This window comes from Cellulomonas taurus (assembly GCF_012931845.1).
Taxonomy (GTDB): domain Bacteria; phylum Actinomycetota; class Actinomycetes; order Actinomycetales; family Cellulomonadaceae; genus Cellulomonas; species Cellulomonas taurus.
Window position 1 is genome coordinate 180,630 of the sequence record NZ_CP051884.1, and the last position, 15,528, is coordinate 196,157.

17 protein-coding genes are annotated in these 15,528 nt (G+C 72.4%); 4 read left to right on the plus strand and 13 right to left on the minus strand.

Annotated elements, in window-relative coordinates; genetic code table 11:
- Positions 1-112: 112 nt before the first annotated feature.
- From fni to HGK68_RS00785, 6 genes are all read right to left on the minus strand, one after another.
- Positions 113-1,237 (minus strand): type 2 isopentenyl-diphosphate Delta-isomerase, encoded by a 1,125-nt coding sequence (fni, locus tag HGK68_RS00760; RefSeq protein WP_206155777.1) that lies wholly within the window; start codon positions 1,235-1,237, stop codon positions 113-115.
- A complete protein-coding gene (locus HGK68_RS00765; RefSeq protein WP_169164245.1) occupies positions 1,234-2,310 on the minus strand; it encodes a phosphomevalonate kinase in 1,077 nt (358 codons plus the stop codon). Before HGK68_RS00765 ends, fni begins: the two co-directional genes overlap by 4 nt.
- Complete coding sequence (gene mvaD / locus HGK68_RS00770) at positions 2,307-3,323, minus strand: diphosphomevalonate decarboxylase (protein ID WP_169164246.1); 1,017 nt, start codon at positions 3,321-3,323, stop codon at positions 2,307-2,309. Before mvaD ends, HGK68_RS00765 begins: the two co-directional genes overlap by 4 nt.
- On the minus strand, positions 3,320-4,297 hold the full coding sequence (mvk, locus tag HGK68_RS00775; protein ID WP_169164247.1) for a mevalonate kinase: 978 nt from the start codon (positions 4,295-4,297) through the stop codon (positions 3,320-3,322). The genes mvaD and mvk overlap by 4 nt, the downstream gene beginning before the upstream one ends.
- 7 nt (positions 4,298-4,304) lie before the next feature.
- A complete protein-coding gene (locus HGK68_RS00780; RefSeq protein ID WP_169164248.1) occupies positions 4,305-5,666 on the minus strand; it encodes a tripartite tricarboxylate transporter permease in 1,362 nt (453 codons plus the stop codon).
- A 65-nt stretch (positions 5,667-5,731) separates the two neighbouring features.
- Positions 5,732-5,971, minus strand: coding sequence for a hypothetical protein (locus HGK68_RS00785; RefSeq protein ID WP_169164249.1), 240 nt, complete (start codon positions 5,969-5,971; stop codon positions 5,732-5,734).
- 164 nt (positions 5,972-6,135) lie between these two features.
- Between HGK68_RS00785 and HGK68_RS00790 the strand changes: the two genes are divergently transcribed.
- A complete protein-coding gene (locus HGK68_RS00790; protein WP_169164250.1) occupies positions 6,136-7,029 on the plus strand; it encodes an SDR family oxidoreductase in 894 nt (297 codons plus the stop codon).
- Between the two features lie 98 nt (positions 7,030-7,127).
- Here HGK68_RS00790 and HGK68_RS00795 read toward each other — a convergent pair whose 3' ends face one another.
- Both HGK68_RS00795 and HGK68_RS00800 read right to left on the minus strand, forming a co-directional pair.
- On the minus strand, positions 7,128-7,865 hold the full coding sequence (locus HGK68_RS00795; protein WP_169164251.1) for a uracil-DNA glycosylase: 738 nt from the start codon (positions 7,863-7,865) through the stop codon (positions 7,128-7,130).
- Between the two features lie 52 nt (positions 7,866-7,917).
- The gene (locus HGK68_RS00800) at positions 7,918-8,541 is read right to left on the minus strand and encodes an L-threonylcarbamoyladenylate synthase (RefSeq protein ID WP_169164252.1); all 624 of its coding nucleotides are present in this window, start codon (positions 8,539-8,541) and stop codon (positions 7,918-7,920) included.
- A 220-nt stretch (positions 8,542-8,761) separates the two neighbouring features.
- On the opposite strand from HGK68_RS00800, the gene HGK68_RS00805 reads away from it, so the two are divergent.
- Positions 8,762-10,342: a methyl-accepting chemotaxis protein gene (locus tag HGK68_RS00805; protein WP_169164253.1), complete on the plus strand. Its 1,581-nt coding sequence runs from the start codon at positions 8,762-8,764 to the stop codon at positions 10,340-10,342.
- 49 nt (positions 10,343-10,391) lie between these two features.
- On the opposite strand, the gene HGK68_RS00810 is transcribed toward HGK68_RS00805, so the two are convergent.
- The 5 genes from HGK68_RS00810 to HGK68_RS00830 all read right to left on the minus strand — a co-directional run bounded on the left by HGK68_RS00810 (position 10,392) and on the right by HGK68_RS00830 (position 13,449).
- On the minus strand, positions 10,392-10,985 hold the full coding sequence (locus tag HGK68_RS00810; protein ID WP_169164254.1) for a class I SAM-dependent methyltransferase: 594 nt from the start codon (positions 10,983-10,985) through the stop codon (positions 10,392-10,394).
- Between the two features lie 62 nt (positions 10,986-11,047).
- Positions 11,048-11,512 (minus strand): hypothetical protein, encoded by a 465-nt coding sequence (locus tag HGK68_RS00815; protein ID WP_169164255.1) that lies wholly within the window; start codon positions 11,510-11,512, stop codon positions 11,048-11,050.
- Between the two features lie 95 nt (positions 11,513-11,607).
- Positions 11,608-12,540: an FKBP-type peptidyl-prolyl cis-trans isomerase gene (locus HGK68_RS00820; protein WP_169164256.1), complete on the minus strand. Its 933-nt coding sequence runs from the start codon at positions 12,538-12,540 to the stop codon at positions 11,608-11,610.
- 101 nt (positions 12,541-12,641) lie between these two features.
- A complete protein-coding gene (locus HGK68_RS00825) occupies positions 12,642-12,926 on the minus strand; it encodes a hypothetical protein (protein ID WP_169164257.1) in 285 nt (94 codons plus the stop codon).
- Between the two features lie 148 nt (positions 12,927-13,074).
- On the minus strand, positions 13,075-13,449 hold the full coding sequence (locus tag HGK68_RS00830; protein WP_206155778.1) for a winged helix-turn-helix transcriptional regulator: 375 nt from the start codon (positions 13,447-13,449) through the stop codon (positions 13,075-13,077).
- 150 nt (positions 13,450-13,599) lie between these two features.
- Between HGK68_RS00830 and HGK68_RS00835 the strand changes: the two genes are divergently transcribed.
- Together HGK68_RS00835 and HGK68_RS00840 are read left to right on the plus strand one after the other, a co-directional pair.
- On the plus strand, positions 13,600-14,457 hold the full coding sequence (locus tag HGK68_RS00835; RefSeq protein WP_169164258.1) for an SDR family oxidoreductase: 858 nt from the start codon (positions 13,600-13,602) through the stop codon (positions 14,455-14,457).
- Positions 14,458-14,528: 71 nt separating this feature from the next.
- A complete protein-coding gene (locus HGK68_RS00840) occupies positions 14,529-15,506 on the plus strand; it encodes a TIGR03557 family F420-dependent LLM class oxidoreductase (protein WP_169164259.1) in 978 nt (325 codons plus the stop codon).
- Positions 15,507-15,528: the final 22 nt, after the last annotated feature.

A 15,528-nucleotide genomic window follows, 5' to 3' on the forward strand; every position in this document is an offset into this window, starting at 1 on the left:
GGACCAGCACACCGGGGACAGGTCAGCCAGACATCGTCGCGGGGCACCGCCCGCAACGGCCGCACACTGTTCACCGGCCGAGCGTAGAACCGATCGACGGCAGGCCGCGCAGCTACCGCCCCGACCGCCGCGCGTAGGCCCCGGCGTCGATCCCGCGCAGCTCGCAGAACTCCCGCACCGGCCCGGTGATCAGCAGATCGGTCTGCCGCAGCTCCGCGGGGGTCCGGGCGCCGACCAGCGTCATGATGTCGCCGATCTGGTGCAGCCAGGTCTCGATCTTCGTGACCAGGGCGACCTCGCCGTCGGTGAGCAGGGTGCGCAGGAAGCCGCCCGCGACCCCGACCGCCAGGGCGCCGAGCGCCAGCGCCCGCACCACGTCCAGCGGGTGCCGCACACCACCGGAGGCGAGCAGGTCCACCCCGCAGTCGGCGGCGTCCAGCAGGCCCTCGGGCGCCGACTGGCCCCAGTTCGCCAGGTAGCCCATCCCGCCGTCGGTGCGCCGGTCGGACTCGATGGCGGTGAAGTCGGTGCCGCCCCGGCCGGAGACGTCCACCGCCGCCACCCCGAGGTCACGCAGGGCGGTGACGGTGCCGCGGGACATCCCGGCGCCGACCTCCTTGGCGATCACCGGGACGCCGACCGCCTCGACGATGGCCGCGAGGTTGTCCGACCAGCGGGTGAAGTCGCGGTCGCCCTCCGGCATGACGATCTCCTGCGCCGGGTTCAGGTGCACCTGCAGCGCGTCGGCCTCCAGGATCTCCACCGAGCGGCGGGCCTGGGCGGGGGACAGGTTCGGGTTGATGTTGGCCAGCACGAAGCCGTCCGGGTTCGCCTCGCGCAGCACCCGGAAGGAGGGGATCGCGGCCGGTTCGCGGTGCAGGATCCCGGTGGAGCCGCTGGCGATCGGCACACCGGTCTCCCGGGCGGCGCGGGCCAGGGCCCGGTTGATGGTCCCGGTGTGCTGGGTGCCGCCGGTCATCGCGTTGATGTAGAGCGGCACGCCCCAGTGCAGGACGCGGCCGTGCACCGCGAGGTCGACCTCGGCCCGGTTCCCCGCGGCGAGGGCGTGGTTCATCGGCCGCACGAAGTCGAAGTCGTGGCCGCGCGGCTCGGCGTGCTGCTCGGAGGCCAGCCGCACGTGGTCGGCCTTGCGCACGGCATCGCGCTCGGCGGGTGTGTGGCCGGTGTTCGGTGCGGTGTCGCTCCCGCCCGAGGTGGTGGGGAAGTCGCCGGTCACGGGGTCGGCTCCGCCACGTGCAGGTCCAGGTGCCGCACCCCGGTGGACTCCCAGGCCCGGATCATCGGACCCAGGTCGCTGCCCCGGTCGACCAGCACGATCCCGCAGTCACCGCCACCGGCGCCGGAGGACTTCGCGGCGGCCCCGACGGTCTCGGCGCCCTCGCACAGCGCGCGCAGCGCGGGCGTCTCCACATCGACCCCGGCGGCGCCCGCCAGGGAGGTGAGCAGCCCGCGCGCCCGGCGCAGCTGGACCTTCGCGGCCGGTGCGTCGTCGTGGGCGATGGCGTCGGCGAGGGCGTCGACGCAGTCCCGGGACTCGGCCAGGAAGTCGGGGTAGTGCGACTCGGCGGCGCCCTTGCGGGACTGCATCGCCTCGACCAGGCGGGTGGTGGACGCGGGCTGCCCGGTCCAGCCGACCACCAGGTCCATCGTCCGCGGGGTGGGCAGTCGGCGCACCGACAGGCCGGGCCAGTCGGCGGCGAGCAGGTCGGTCAGCGGGGTGCCGGTCTCCAGGCGGAGCCGGACCCATTCCCGGTCCAGGGCGGCGTAGCGGATCCACCCGCCGTAGAGGCTGGCCGCGACGTCGCCGCCGGAGCCCATCGGGTTGACCCGCATGGTGGCCAGCAGCGCCAGCTTCAGCAGCGACGAGGTCGGCAGGTGCAGCTGGTAGAAGGTGTCCAGCGCACGCACGGTGGCGGCGGTGACGGCCGCCGAGGACCCGAGGCCGAACTTCCGCCCGGAGTCGTCGTCGAGCTGGCTGCTGATCTCGATGTCGTAGAAGGACAGGCTGCGACCCTGCTCGGTGGCGAATCGCTCCACCACGGCGATGGCCGCCAGCACGTAGTCGAAGGGCCGCGAGTCGTGGTCGAGCACCACCCGGTGGCCGTTGCGCCGCCAGACGATCGGCAACCGGCCGTACTGGTCGGAGGTGATCGACCCGGCGTCCTCGGCCGGGGCCAGCCGGACGGTGATGTCCCGGTCGACGCCGATCAGGATCGCCGGGTACCCGGCCTCCACCACCGCGTACTCCCCGGCGACGAACAGCTTGCCGTGCGCGTGGGTCTCGATCATGCGACCGCCCCCGCCACGCTCAGCGCCGGACCCGGCCGGGCGGTGATCACCAGGCGGTCCAGCTCACCGTCCGGGCCCTTGGACAGTGCGGCCGCCACCCGGTCCAGGTCGGCGGCGGCGCACAGCACCTTGACGTTCGGCCCGGCGTCCATCGTGGCCCAGCAGGGCAGACCGGCGGCGCGCAGGGCCGCCACCTCGTCCAGCACCGCGACCGTCTGGCCGGTCCAGTACCGCACCGGGGGCCGGGCGCCGAGCATCGTGGCGTGCATCCGCAGCGCGTTCGACTCGGCCAGCTCACCCAGCCCGGCCAGGTCACCGGCGGCGACCCGGTCCAGCATCAGCGTGACGTCCTGTTCGGTGGACTCGACCCACCCGGCGAAGAACGGCGAGGTCTGCACGGTCCGGCGCATCGCCTCCCGGCTGGACACCGACTTGATCCCGGGGTTCAGCACGACCACCGCCATCGCCGGGTCCAGGGCGCCGCCGGGCTCGCCGCCGGGCACCGGCTCGGCGTAGCTGCTGGCGTCGTCCTCGCCCGCGTGCCAGACCACCAGACCGCCGAACACCGAGCGGCAGGCCGAACCGGAGCCGCGCCGGGCCAGTCGGGACAGCCCCCGCGGGTCCGGGTCGAGGCCGTAGGCGCGGGCACCGGCACCGGCCAGCGCGGCGAAGCCGGAGGCGGAGGAGGCGAGACCGGCACCGATCGGCACGGTGGAGGTGGAGGTGACCCGGGCGAACCCGCCGCCGCCCGCCTGCTCGCGCACCAGGTCCAGGAAGCGACGCACCCGGTCCAGCGAGTTCCCGGTCATCGGTGCCCCGTCCAGGGTGGCGATGTCGGCACCGGCGGCCTGCGCCTCCGGGTCGTCCGGCACCACGGTGGTGGTGCTGCGGAACGCGTCCAGGGTCAGGGACAGCGACGAGGTGGCCGGCAGGGCGAGCGTCTCGTCGCGCTTGCCCCAGTACTTGGCGAGCGCGATGTTGGCGTGCGCGACGGCGGTCGCGGGAGCAGTCATGCGAGGGGCACCTGGGTGGGGGAGGGCTGACGCGCGTCGATCCGGTGCAGCCGATGCAACCACGTGCGCGGTGCGCCCGAGCGGCGCAGGGCAGCGGCGATGCTACCAGCGGAGTCGGCGTCGGCGGCGAGGGCCAACAGGCATCCGCCCTGGCCGCCACCGGTCAGCTTCGCGCCGAGCGCCCCGGCGTCCAGGGCCGTGCGCTGCAACCTGTCCAGCTCCGGCGAGGACACCCCCAGCTCGGAGAGTGCCTGGTGGGCGCGGGTCAGTCGTTCGCCCAGCAGCACCGGCCGGTCGAGGCGCAGGTCCTCCACGGTGGCCCGGGTGATCTGCCCGAGCTCGGTGATCAGCTGCGCGCCCCGGGCCGGGTGCCGCTCCCGGAACGACCGCACATCGGCGACCGCGACCCGGGTCCGGCCGTGCACCCCGGTGTCGGCGACCACCAGGTGCGCGTTCAGCCGCAGGTCCAGCGGCCGCATCGCCCCGCCCTGGAACCACACCGGCACCGTGGAGGCGGTGGTCCGCGCGTCCAACCCGGACGGGCTGCCGTGCGCCACCCGTTCCCCGACCTGCACCAGGTCGAAGTGCTCCTGCGCGGTCAGGGTGCGACCGGCCAGGTCGGCCAGCGCCAGGGCCAGGGCACCGGCGGTCGCCGCCGACGACCCCAGACCGCGGGCGGCCGGGATGCTGGACTCGGTGCTCAGGGTGAGGTCGCGGTGCGGCAGCCCGAGGTGGTCCAGGGTGGCCTCGATCGCGGCCCGGGGCGCGAACAGCTCCTCCGGGGCGTCGGCGAGCGGACCGGAGTACAGCACCGACTCGATGGCCAGCGGACCGGGTTCGTGCCGGGCGGTGGCACGCATGGGCAGGCTGGCGAGGGGCAGCGCGATGGCCGGCTCGCCGTAGACCACGGCGTGCTCCCCGGTCAGGATCACCTTGGCGCGGGTGTGCCCCGTACCGGTGCGGTTCTCGATCATCGGCTCCTCACATCAGCTGGGTGATCAGCCACGGGCCGGCGTACAGCGACATGAACTGCACCCCGTAACTGACACCCATCCGGTTCAGGGTGCCGCAGGTCAGGCCGACCAGCAGCACGGCGAAGACATTGATCCACCCGGCGTCCAGGAACGCGAGCAGCAGCACGAACACCAGGAACAGCGCCAGCACGGCCTCGTGCGGGACCCGGCGGGTCACGATGGCGGTCAGCCGGAAGGAGTAGCGGACCGCCAGCACGTAGGACAGCACCAGGCTGATCACCCCACCGATCAGCACCGCGAGGACGAACTGCGGGGTGCTGAGGATGTGGTGCAGGTTGTGGTCGAGGGTGAACACCGGCGGGGCGTTGAACAGGGCGTTCGCCGGTCCGATCGCCACCGGTGACAGCGGCAGGCCGATCGCCAGCAGCGGGATGATCAGCCCGGCCAGGTAGGTCGAGTGCGCGAGCGCGGCCATCGCGGTGATCGCCCGGCTCGACCGCTGGCTCTGCTGGTGGCGACCCTTGGCCGTGGACCCGGCCGCCTCGCCGAGCAGCAGGGTCAACGCCACCGGGCTGAGGAAGAACAGCGGGGTGGAGATCGCCGAGACCCCGGCGCTGGTGCCCAGCTCGGCCCGGGTCAGCAGCTTGCGCGGGCTGAGCGACTGCCCCTTCATCTCCTCCCGGGTGATCACGACCGGCGTGCGACCGGACCGGGGCATCGCCGCCCGCAGCGCGGGGTTCAGCACCTCGAACAACGACACCAGCAGCGGCCCCGCGGTGATCGACAGGAAGAAGGAGACCGTGATCGTCTGGTCCGGCTCGATGATCCCGATGCTCCGGTACAACGACTGCACGCCCTGGAACAGCAGGATCAGCGGCACGATCGACAGCAGCGACAGGAACCGGTTCTTGCCGATCAGGGCCAGGACCACGGCGCCGATCACGAACAGCAGTGACCCGTGCTGGCGCAGGCTGTCGGCGTAGGGCGCGATGGCACCGGCGATCAGCAGCGCCAGGGGGACGGACACCAGGGTGCCGATCACCGACCCGGCCGCCATCTTCCGGATCGTCTGCGCCGCCAGGCCCTCCCGTTTCAGGGTCAGGGCGTGGTCGATCATCGGCGCCGACAGCACACCGCCGGGCAGGCCGACCAGCGCGGTCGGGATCGAGTTGGTCAGGTTCAGCGTGATGACCGCGGCGATGAAGAACGCCAGCACCACCTGCGGCTCCACCCCGGCCAGGACCAGCGTCAGGGTGACCGGCAGCAGCACCGACGTCTCGTCGGTGCCCGGCACGAAGCCGATCAGGGTGTACAGCACGACGGCGCCCAGCGAGGCGAGCACCATCGGCAGCAGCAGGGTCAGTTCCACGCGGCTCTCTCGGGTTCAGGGGGCACCAGGAGTTCGGTGCCGTGACGGCGACGGATGGGTGGGGATCAGTCGGTGCCGGGATCGTCGACGATCCGCACATCCCGCTTCGGGGTGATCACCAGGCAGGCGATGGCGAACCCGATGGCAGCACCGCCCAGCCCCCAGAACAACGACTCGCCGCCGACGGCGCTGCCGAGCAGCACCGCACCGATCGTGGGCACCGCCACGGCCACCAACCCGATCACCAGGTCGCGCAGGGAGACCCGGTCACCCCAGATCTCGACGTAGTCGCCGTCCGTGCCCATCTGTCCTCCACGAGGTCCGTCGCGGGCTCACGGGTCCCACGCCGCGACAACCCTAGGCGGCACATCGCGAGTGCGCCGTGGCACGAGTGTGTCTGGCCTGTGCAGACGCCGGTGATTCGCGTCACCAGTGGCGGGACCCGCCCAGGTCCGGAGGATGGACGAGTATGAGCGACCAGACCACACCCCAGGACCCCCGCACCCAACATCCCACCCCGGAGCAGCCGGCCGAGACCATCGAGCACCCCGGTCTCACCGACGACATGCCGCAGCAGCCGGACCACGGCGAACAGAGCTATGTCGGCTCCGGGCGACTCGACGGCAAGCGTGCCCTGATCACCGGCGGCGACTCCGGCATCGGCCGAGCCGTGGCCATCGCCTTCGCCCGGGAAGGTGCCGACGTGGCGATCGCCTACCTCCCGGAGGAAGAGGAGGACGCCCAGGAGACCGCCCGGTGGGTGCGCGAGGCCGGCCGTCGCGCACTGACCCTGCCCGGCGACATCCGCGACGAGTCGCACGCCCGTTCGCTGCCGGATGCCGTGGTCGCCGAGTTCGGCGGCCTGGACATCCTGGTGAACAACGCCGCGTTCCAGATGGCCCAGGACGGCGGCCTGATGGACATGACCACCGAGCAGATCGACCGCACCTTCCGCACGAACCTGTACGCGATGTTCTGGATCACCCAGGCCGCGGTGCCGCACCTGAACGAGGGCGCGAGCATCATCAACACCACCTCGGTGCAGGCATTCGAGCCCAGCCCGCAGCTGCTCGACTACGCGGTGACCAAGGCCGGGATCTGGAACTTCACCAAGGGACTGGCCCAGCAGCTCGCCGAGCAGGGCATCCGGGTCAACGCCGTCGCCCCGGGGCCGATCTGGACCCCGCTGATCCCGGCCACGATGCCGGAGGAGAAGGTCGAGAAGTTCGGCGCCGACACCCCGCTCGGCCGGGCCGGCCAGCCCGCGGAGCTCGCTCCGGCCTACGTGTTCTACGCCTCGCAGGAGTCGAGCTACATCACCGGCGACCGGATCGGCGTCACCGGCGGTCGTCCGCTGCCCTGATCCCGATCCCGCACGGAGTGCAGAAGGTCGCTCCTCTTGACTCCCGGACCCGGCGCGGCACCCGCTGCGCCGGGTCCGCCGCTGTCCGGTCGCTGTCCCTAGGCCGCGAGCTCCCGCGCCCGGGTGAGGACCTCGCCGATCATCGCCGGGGTGAGCCGCCCGGTGAAGGTGTTCTGCTGGCTGACGTGGAAGCAGCCCAGCAGGGTCAGGGACGCCTCGCCGCGCTGCAGGGTCACCTCGGCGCCGTGACCGAACCTCGGCCGTGGTCGGGGGACCGCCCAGCCCTGTTCCGCCAGGGTGCGCAGCAGCGCGTCCCAGCCGAAGCCGCCGAGCACCACCGCGACCCGGGGCCGGACCAGCTCCAGCTCCCGGGACAGCCACGGTCCGCAGCGTCGACGTTCCTCCGGGGTCGGCTTGTTGTCCGGCGGTGCGCAGTGCACCGGCGCGGTGATCCGCACCCCGGTCAGCCGCAGCCCGTCGTCGATGTGCGTGCTCGTCGGCTGGTTGGCGAGCCCGGCGGCGTGCAGCGCGGCGAACAGGAAGTCACCCGAGCGGTCGCCGGTGAACATCCGGCCGGTGCGGTTCGCGCCGTGGGCAGCGGGTGCCAGGCCGACGATCATGATCCCGGCCGTCGGGTCACCGAAGCCGGGTGCCGGTCGACCCCAGTAGGTCTGGTCCCGGAACGCCGCCCGCTTCTCGGTGGCGACCTGCTCGCGCCAGGCGACGAGGCGGGGGCAGGCCCGGCACTCGGCGACCGCGTCGTCCAGCTCGATCAGGTCCAGGGCGACGGGTGCGACGTCGGCCGGGTAGTCGGCGTCGTCCGGTCGGGCGGTCATGAGGCGGTCATCGGGCACAGTCGGTCGTCCTGTGCGGCGTCATCGGGCGGTCTCAGGCGAAGCGGTCCGGGTCTCCGGCGCCGACCCGCACCACCTCGGGGAAGCCCTCCGACCAGTCGACGACCGTGGTGGGCTCAGTGCCGCACTCGCCGGTGTCGACCACGATGTCCACCTGGTGGTCCAGCTCCTCCTTGACCGTCCAGCCGTCGATCATCGGGGCGTCCTCGCCCGGCAGGATCAGGGTGCTGGACAGCAGCGGCTCGCCGAGTTCGCGCAGCAGCGCCTGCACCAGCCGGTTGTCCGGGATCCGCACGCCGACCGTCTTCTTCTTCGGGTGCGCCAGTCGCCGCGGCACCTCTTTGGTGGCGGGCAGGATGAAGGTGTACGGCCCCGGCGTCGCGGACTTGATCGCGCGGAACGGTCCGTTGTCCAGGTGCACCAGCTGCCCGAGCTGGGCGAAGTCGCTGCACAGCAGGGTGAAGTGGTGCTTGTCGTTCAGGTGCCGCAGCGACCTGATCCGGTCCGGTCCGGTGGGCGAGCCGATCCGGCAACCCAGCGCGTAGCCGGAGTCGGTGGGGTAGGCGATCAGCGCGTCGTCGTCGCGGAGCGCGGACACGATCTGCGCCAGGGCACGCGGCTGCGGGTCGTGCGGGTGGACGTCCAGGTAGCGAGCCATGCCTCCGAGCGTAGGCCCGCCCACGGACACCGGCTCGGGATCGCCGGGCGGTCCTGGCCTGCGCGACCACCCTCGGCCGGTCCGCGGATTTCACCCGCTCGGCGTCCTGATCTGCGTCATCACACCGGGCGGGTGACCGATGAGGGCCTCGACGCCTGCCCACGCCCTGGAGGACACGATGTCCGATGCACTGCCCCGTCACTGGTTCAACGATCGCAGTGTGCGCACGCGCATCCTCGCCATCGTGGCGGTGCTCCTGCTCGGGCTGGTGATCGTGGCCGCCACCGCGCTGAGCGGCGCCCGGAGCACGTCGCAGCTGCGCCACCGGGTCGACGACGCGGTGCAGGTGCAGGCGCAGGTGGAGAAGGGTCGCTACGGCATGCTCTGGGCCGCCGACTACCTGGCGATCATGGCCTGGTCCTCCCGGGTCGACGGTGGTGCTGTCGGCGCCGCCGAGGACGGGGACAACATGGCGGGCTACCAGGAGGGCATCACCGCCTTCTCCGACAATGTGCTGGACCTGGCCGCCGACGACCTCACCCCGGACGGGCAGGCGGCGCTCGCGGACATCACCGCGGCGTGGCAGACCTACGTGGACGCCGACCAGAAGGTCTTCGCCGCCTGGCGGGCCGGTGATCTGGACGCCGGGGACGCGATCTGGTCCGGCGAGCGCTGGGACGCGTACTTCGTGGTCTCCGGTGCGCTGGACGACCTGCGCGAGGCGGCCGGGACGGAGGTCGACAGCCTGCGCGATCGGGCGGCGGCCACCGATGCCCGCAACCGGACGATCACGCTCGCGGTGACCGGGCTGTCCATCCTGGCCGGTGCCGGTCTGGCCTGGCTGGTCGCGCAGGGCATCATCCGTCGCCTGCACGCGGTGGGCGGCGCGCTGCGCCGACTGGCCGACGGTGACCTGACCGTCCGGGTCGCGGTGGACTCCGCCGACGAGACCGGGCAGATGGGCACCGCGCTGAACGAGGCGGCCGGGAACGTGTCCACCCTGGTGCGGGAGATCGCGCACACCACCACCACGCTGGCCGGTGCCGCCACCGAGCTGGAGGCGGTCGCCGTCGCGGTGGCCGAGGCGTCCGAGCGCGCCTCCGACCGGGCAGCCGAGGTCACCCACGCGGCGGCGGACGTGTCGTCGAACGTGTTCACCGTGGCCGCCGGGTCGCAGGAGATGGAATCGGCGATCCGGGAGATCTCCCGCAACGCCGCCCTCGCCGCCCAGGTGGCGGAGACCGCGGTGCACACCGCCGACCGCACCGACGCCAGCGTGGTGAGCCTGGCCGAGTCCACCGACGAGATCGGCAACGTGGTCCGGCTGATCACCGCCATCGCGAACCAGACCAACCTGCTGGCCCTGAACGCCACCATCGAGGCGGCGCGTGCCGGTGAGGCGGGTCGCGGCTTCTCGGTCGTCGCCGGTGAGGTCAAGGAGCTGGCCCAGCAGACGGCCCAGGCCACCGACGAGATCGGCCGTCGCATCGAGGCCATCCAGGCCGATTCGCGGGGCGCCACGGACGCGATCAAGGAGATCGGGGAGATCGTCGCCTCGATCAACGACTACCAGACCACCATCGCCTCGGCCGTCGAGGAGCAGACCGCGACCACCAACGAATCCGGTCGCAGCATCACCGAGGCCGCCAACGGTTCGGAGCGGATCGCGGCGCACATCGCCGCCGTGGCCTCCTCCACCGACGAGGTCGCCTCCGGCATCACCCAGGCACGGGAGGGCATCCACGGTCTCGCGGCGCTGTCCCAGCAGCTCAGCGCCCAGGTGACCCGCTTCAGCTACTGACGCACGCAGGACACGGCCCGGTCACCGATCCCTCGGTGGCCGGGTCGCCTCACGCCTGGCGGGACAGGACGGCGACCAGGAAGTCCGATTCCGGACCGAAGGGGCGCAGATCCCAGGTGGCGAACCGGCTGTCGATCCGCAGCCCGGCCGCCTGCGCGTCCTCGGTCAGCTGGTCGACGGCGTAGCCGCGTCCGGCGCCGAACCCGATCACCAGTCGGCCCTCCGGGGTCAGCACCGCACCGATCCGGCGCAGCACCTCGACCTCGGTGTCCTCGGCGACGAAGGTCAGCACGTTCCCGGCCATCACCGCGATGTCGAAGCGGTCGTCCAGCCGCAGTTCGGCCAGATCGCCGACCAGCCACTCGCCCTCCGGGTGGTCCGCCTGGGCCGCCTGGATCAGCATCGGGTCCACATCGACCCCGACCACCGTGTGCCCACGGCGCAGCAGTTCGCCGCCGACCCGGCCCGGCCCGCAGCCGGCGTCCAGGATCCGCGACCCGCGGGGCACCATCGCGTCGATCAGCCGCGCCTCACCGGCCAGGTCGGCACCCTGCGCGGCCATCGACCGGAAGCGCTCGATGTACCAGGCCGAGCGGTCGGGGTTCGACTGGCCGATCTGCTCCCAGCGGGTGGGCTGGCGCATAGGTGGTCCTCCGTGGGTCTGGTCGGGCGGAGCGAGCGTATCCCCCGCCCGACCAGCGCACGTCAGCGGTGCAGGGCCTTCGACGCCTTCTTCGACGCCTTCTTGCCGGCCTTCTTGGCGTTCGACCCGAGGGCGTCCAGCAGGAAGCTCGCGGCGGCGCCCAGCATGATCACGTCCTTGGCGATGCCGATGCCGTCCGGGCTCGGTCGGTAGTCGCCGGGTCCGCGGTGCAGCGCCGGGGTGCGCAGGTACAGCCCGACCAGTGCGGCGGAGAACGCGGTGAACCCGGTGGCGACCACGGTCTTGGGCAGCACCGGCACCAGCAGCGAGGCACCGAGGGCGACCTCGGAACCGGCCAGCACGGTGGTGAAGGTCTTCGGGTCCACGTTCTTGAACACGGGGTAGGCGTTCGCGGCCATGCCGTGATAGCTCGCGGCGGCGTCGTCGTCCGCGGACAGCTTGTCCAGTCCGGAACTGAGGATGTACGCGCCTGCTCCCAGGCGGAGCGGCAGGTGGCGGAGCTTCACTCGATCTCCCTCGTCAGGGCCCCGGAGGGCGGGTGGACGGGGCTGTGCGCCCCGCCCACCCGACGCTACGGCGATCGGGTCCCGCCCGCAGCCGTTCAGCTCCCGGCGAGGATGTCCACCACGAAGATCAGCGTCGACCCGGCGGGGATCGAACCGTTGTCCTGGTCGCCGTAGCCCAGGTCCGGCGGCACGATCAGCAGCACCTGGCTGCCGACCGGCTGCCCCGCCAGTCCCTGGGTCCAGCCCGGGATCACCTGGTTCAGACCGAAGGAGCTCGGCGCCCCGCGCGACCAGGAGGAGTCGAAGGAGGTGCCGTCCCACAGCCAGCCGGAGTAGTTCGCGACCACGGTGCCGGTGGCGGTGACCTCGGGGCCGGTGCCGGTGATCAGCGGCTGCACGACCAGATCGGTCGGGGCGTCGCCACCGGTCGGGGTGATCGACGGTTCGCCGTCGTCGGCCAGCGTGACGGTGGGCAACCCCTCGGCCGGAGCGACCGCCTCGCCGGAGGGAGCGTCGAGCACGTCCTGGGTCGCCATCACGTCCACCACCCAGATCAGCGAGCTGGCCTCGCCGGAGTCCAGCGTGCGCGGCCCGGCGTAGAGCACCCGCACGCCGACCTGCTGGCCGACCACCGCGTTCAGCAGCGCCTCGGGCAGCGTGCTGCTGGACTGGTCGCTCAGCCAGTAGCTCTGCGGGTCGCCGGAGTAGGTGCCGCCCTGATCCGCGCCGTCGGTGCCGCTGACTGCCCGCAGGTGCAGGCTGACCAGCTGACCGTCCGCGATCTCGGCGCCGTCGCCCGCGTCCAGCACCTTCGCCGCGTCGGCGCCGATCTCGAATGGCCAGTCGGCGGTGATCTCCGGCTCGGTGCCGGGGTCGCCGGTCACGGTGATCTCCTCCAGCGCCGCCTGCGCGTCGGCGGCGGAGGCCGTGGACGAGGCGCTGCTGGTGGGTGCGGGGTCGTCACCGCCGCCGGAGCAACCGGCGAGCAACAGGGTGGCGGCGATGATGGCGGCGGCCGTACGGCGCACGGTGGATCCTCACGTCGGGGGCGGGCCGCCGGCGGTCGTGCGCCGGGGCCGGGCGGGTCGATGGTAGACCGGCGGGCTGTGGCGGCTCCGGGTCGGGGCGCTCAGCTCAGGCGGGCCAGGCCGAGCGCCGCCAGCAGGTGCGCCAGGGCCTCGGACATCTCCCCGCCGCACGCGGCGATCGGCTCCACCATCATCAGCGCCGACTGGGTGTGGCACTCCCGTTCGATCGGCACCGGGGCACCGTCCCGCGCGCTGGCCCGCTGCCACTGGTCGAGCTGGCGCAGGCCGCGGTGCAACGCGCCCGCCTGCTTCGCCGACACCGGGACCACGCCGCGATGGGCGGGTGGCAGCGTGACCCGGGTCGTCGCGCTCTGCCGTGTGTCCATCCGTCCGCCTCCGCACCGTGTGACACGGCGGGGGCGCCGAGTCCTCGGCCAGTGTTGGGACGCGCAGTCGGTCAGGTCGATGGTTCGAGCGGAAGTTGAGTGGTGCCACCGGTGCCATTGAGTGGTGACACCGGGGGACTGAGTAGCGTCACTCGGCCACGATGTGTCGAGCGTTGCGTGCCACCCAGCCGACCAGCGGCAGCAGCACGGTCGCCAGGTCCTCGCCGAGCGGGGTGAGCGAGTAGTCCACCCGGGGCGGGATGGTCGGCTGCGCCTCGCGGTGCACCAGCCCGTCCTGTTCCAGCGTGCGCAGGGTGGAGGCGAGCATCTTCTCGCTGATCCCCTCCACGGTGCGGCGCAGCTCGCCCCAGCGCTGACCGCGCTCGGCGAGGGCGACCAGGACCAGCACCCCCCACCGGCTGGAGATGTGGTCCAGCACGATCCGGCTCGGGCAGCTCGCGGGCAGCACGCCGTCCACCATCAGCTCGGCGAGCAGGGTTCCGCGGGTGTCGATGACCGTCATACCGATCAGGGTAGGCCGCTGTGACCTGGATACTTACCATCGGCCCAGTACCTGACCGGAAAGTGGGCACCCGCCGGACGGAAGGTTTCCGGGTGGGTGCCGCGTTGTCGCTGGTCGTCGGATCGTCCGGCACTGATCTGGAGGAAAGTCATGTCGATCGTCGTCACCGGAGCCACCGGCCAGCTCGGCCGCCTCATCGTCCAGCACCTGCTCGCCGACGGGGTGTCGGCAGCCGACATCGTCGCCACCGGTCGCCGGGTCGAGCGGCTCGCCGACCTGGCCGAGCAGGGTGTCCGGGTCGTCGAGTCGGACTACACCCGGCCCGAGACGCTGGTCGAGGCCTTCACCGGCGCCGACACCCTGATGCTGGTCTCCGGCTCCGAGGTCGGGCAGCGCACCGCCCAGCACCGCAACGCCATCGAGGCGGCGCAGACCGCCGGTGTGCGCCGGATCGTCTACACCTCCGTGCTGCACGCCGACCGCAGTGCGCTGCCGGTCGCCCCGGAGCACGTCGAGACCGAGGCGCTGCTGCGCGAGTCCGGTCTGGTCGTCACCCTGCTGCGCAACGGCTGGTACACGGAGAACTACCTGGGCGATCTGGCGCAGGCAGCCGAGTCCGGGGTGATCGTCTCCGGCGTCGGTGACGGTCGGGTCGCCTCGGCCACCCGCGAGGACTACGCGGCCGCTGCCGCCGCCGTGCTGAGCTCCGAGGGCCACGACGGCAAGGTCTACGAGCTGACCGGTGACGTGGCCTGGGACTACGACGACCTGGCAGCCGCCGCCACCGAGGTGCTGGGCCGCCCGGTCAGCTACCAGCGGGTCACCGTCGACGAGCACCGTGCCGGGCTGGAGGCCGCCGGCCTGGACGCCGGGACGATCGGCTTCGTGATCGCCATGGACGAGAACACCGCGAACGGCGAGCTGGCGGACGTGACCGGCGACCTGCGCACCTTGATCGGTCGCCCGACCACCCCGCTGGTCGACGCGCTGCGCGCCGCCCAGGGCTGAACCCCGCGTTGCGCACGCCCGAGCAGCAGCGACGGCGTGCGCACGGGGCGTTCCGGGCGCACCCTCGGAGCATGACGCGATTCGGCTACACCCTCATGACCGAGCAGTCCGGGCCCAAGGAACTGGTCGGCTACGCAGCGCAGGCCGAGAAGATCGGATTCGACTTCGAGGTCAGCTCCGACCACTACTTCCCCTGGATCGACGAGCAGGGACACGCGCCCTACGCCTGGTCGCTGCTCGGTGCGGTGAGCCAGGTGACCTCCCGGGTCGACCTGATGACCTACGTGACCTGCCCGACCCTGCGCTACCACCCGGCGGTCGTCGCACAGAAGGCGGCCACCCTCGGCGTGCTCTCCGACGGTCGGTTCACCCTGGGCCTCGGTGCCGGGGAGAACCTGAACGAGCACGTCGTCGGTGAGCGCTGGCCCGCGGTCGGCGAGCGGCACGACATGCTGGAGGAGGCCATCGAGATCATCCGCTCCCTGCTGGACGGCGAGCGCCTGACCTACGACGGCGTCCACTTCCGCACCGACTCGGCGAAGCTGTGGGACATCCCGGCCGGTGGTGTCGACCTGGCGGTGGCGGTGTCCGGCGCGCAGTCGATCTCCCGGTTCGCCCCGCTGGCCGACCACCTGGTGGCCACCGACCCGGAGGCGAGCATCATCCAGCAGTGGGACCAGGCGCACGAGGGACCGTCGCGGAAGATCGGCCAGATCCCGATCTCCTGGGACCGGGACGTCGAGGTCGCCACCCAGCGTGCCCACGAGCAGTTCCGGTGGTTCGCGGGCGGCTGGAAGGTGAACGCCGATCTGCCCACCACCGAGGCCTTCGACGGGGCGACCCAGTTCGTGCGACCGGAGGACGTCGCTGAGACCATCCCCTGCGGCCCGGACCTGGACGCGATCGTCGAGGCCGTAGCCGCCTACTGGGAGGCGGGCTTCACCGACATCGCCCTGGTCCAGGTCGGGGACGCCGCCCAGCAGCAGTTCCTGGACGAGGCCGCCGGACCGCTGCTGGAGAAGCTGCGCGCCGCCGCCCCGACCGACTGAACTGTGCCCCGGTGTTCCGGTG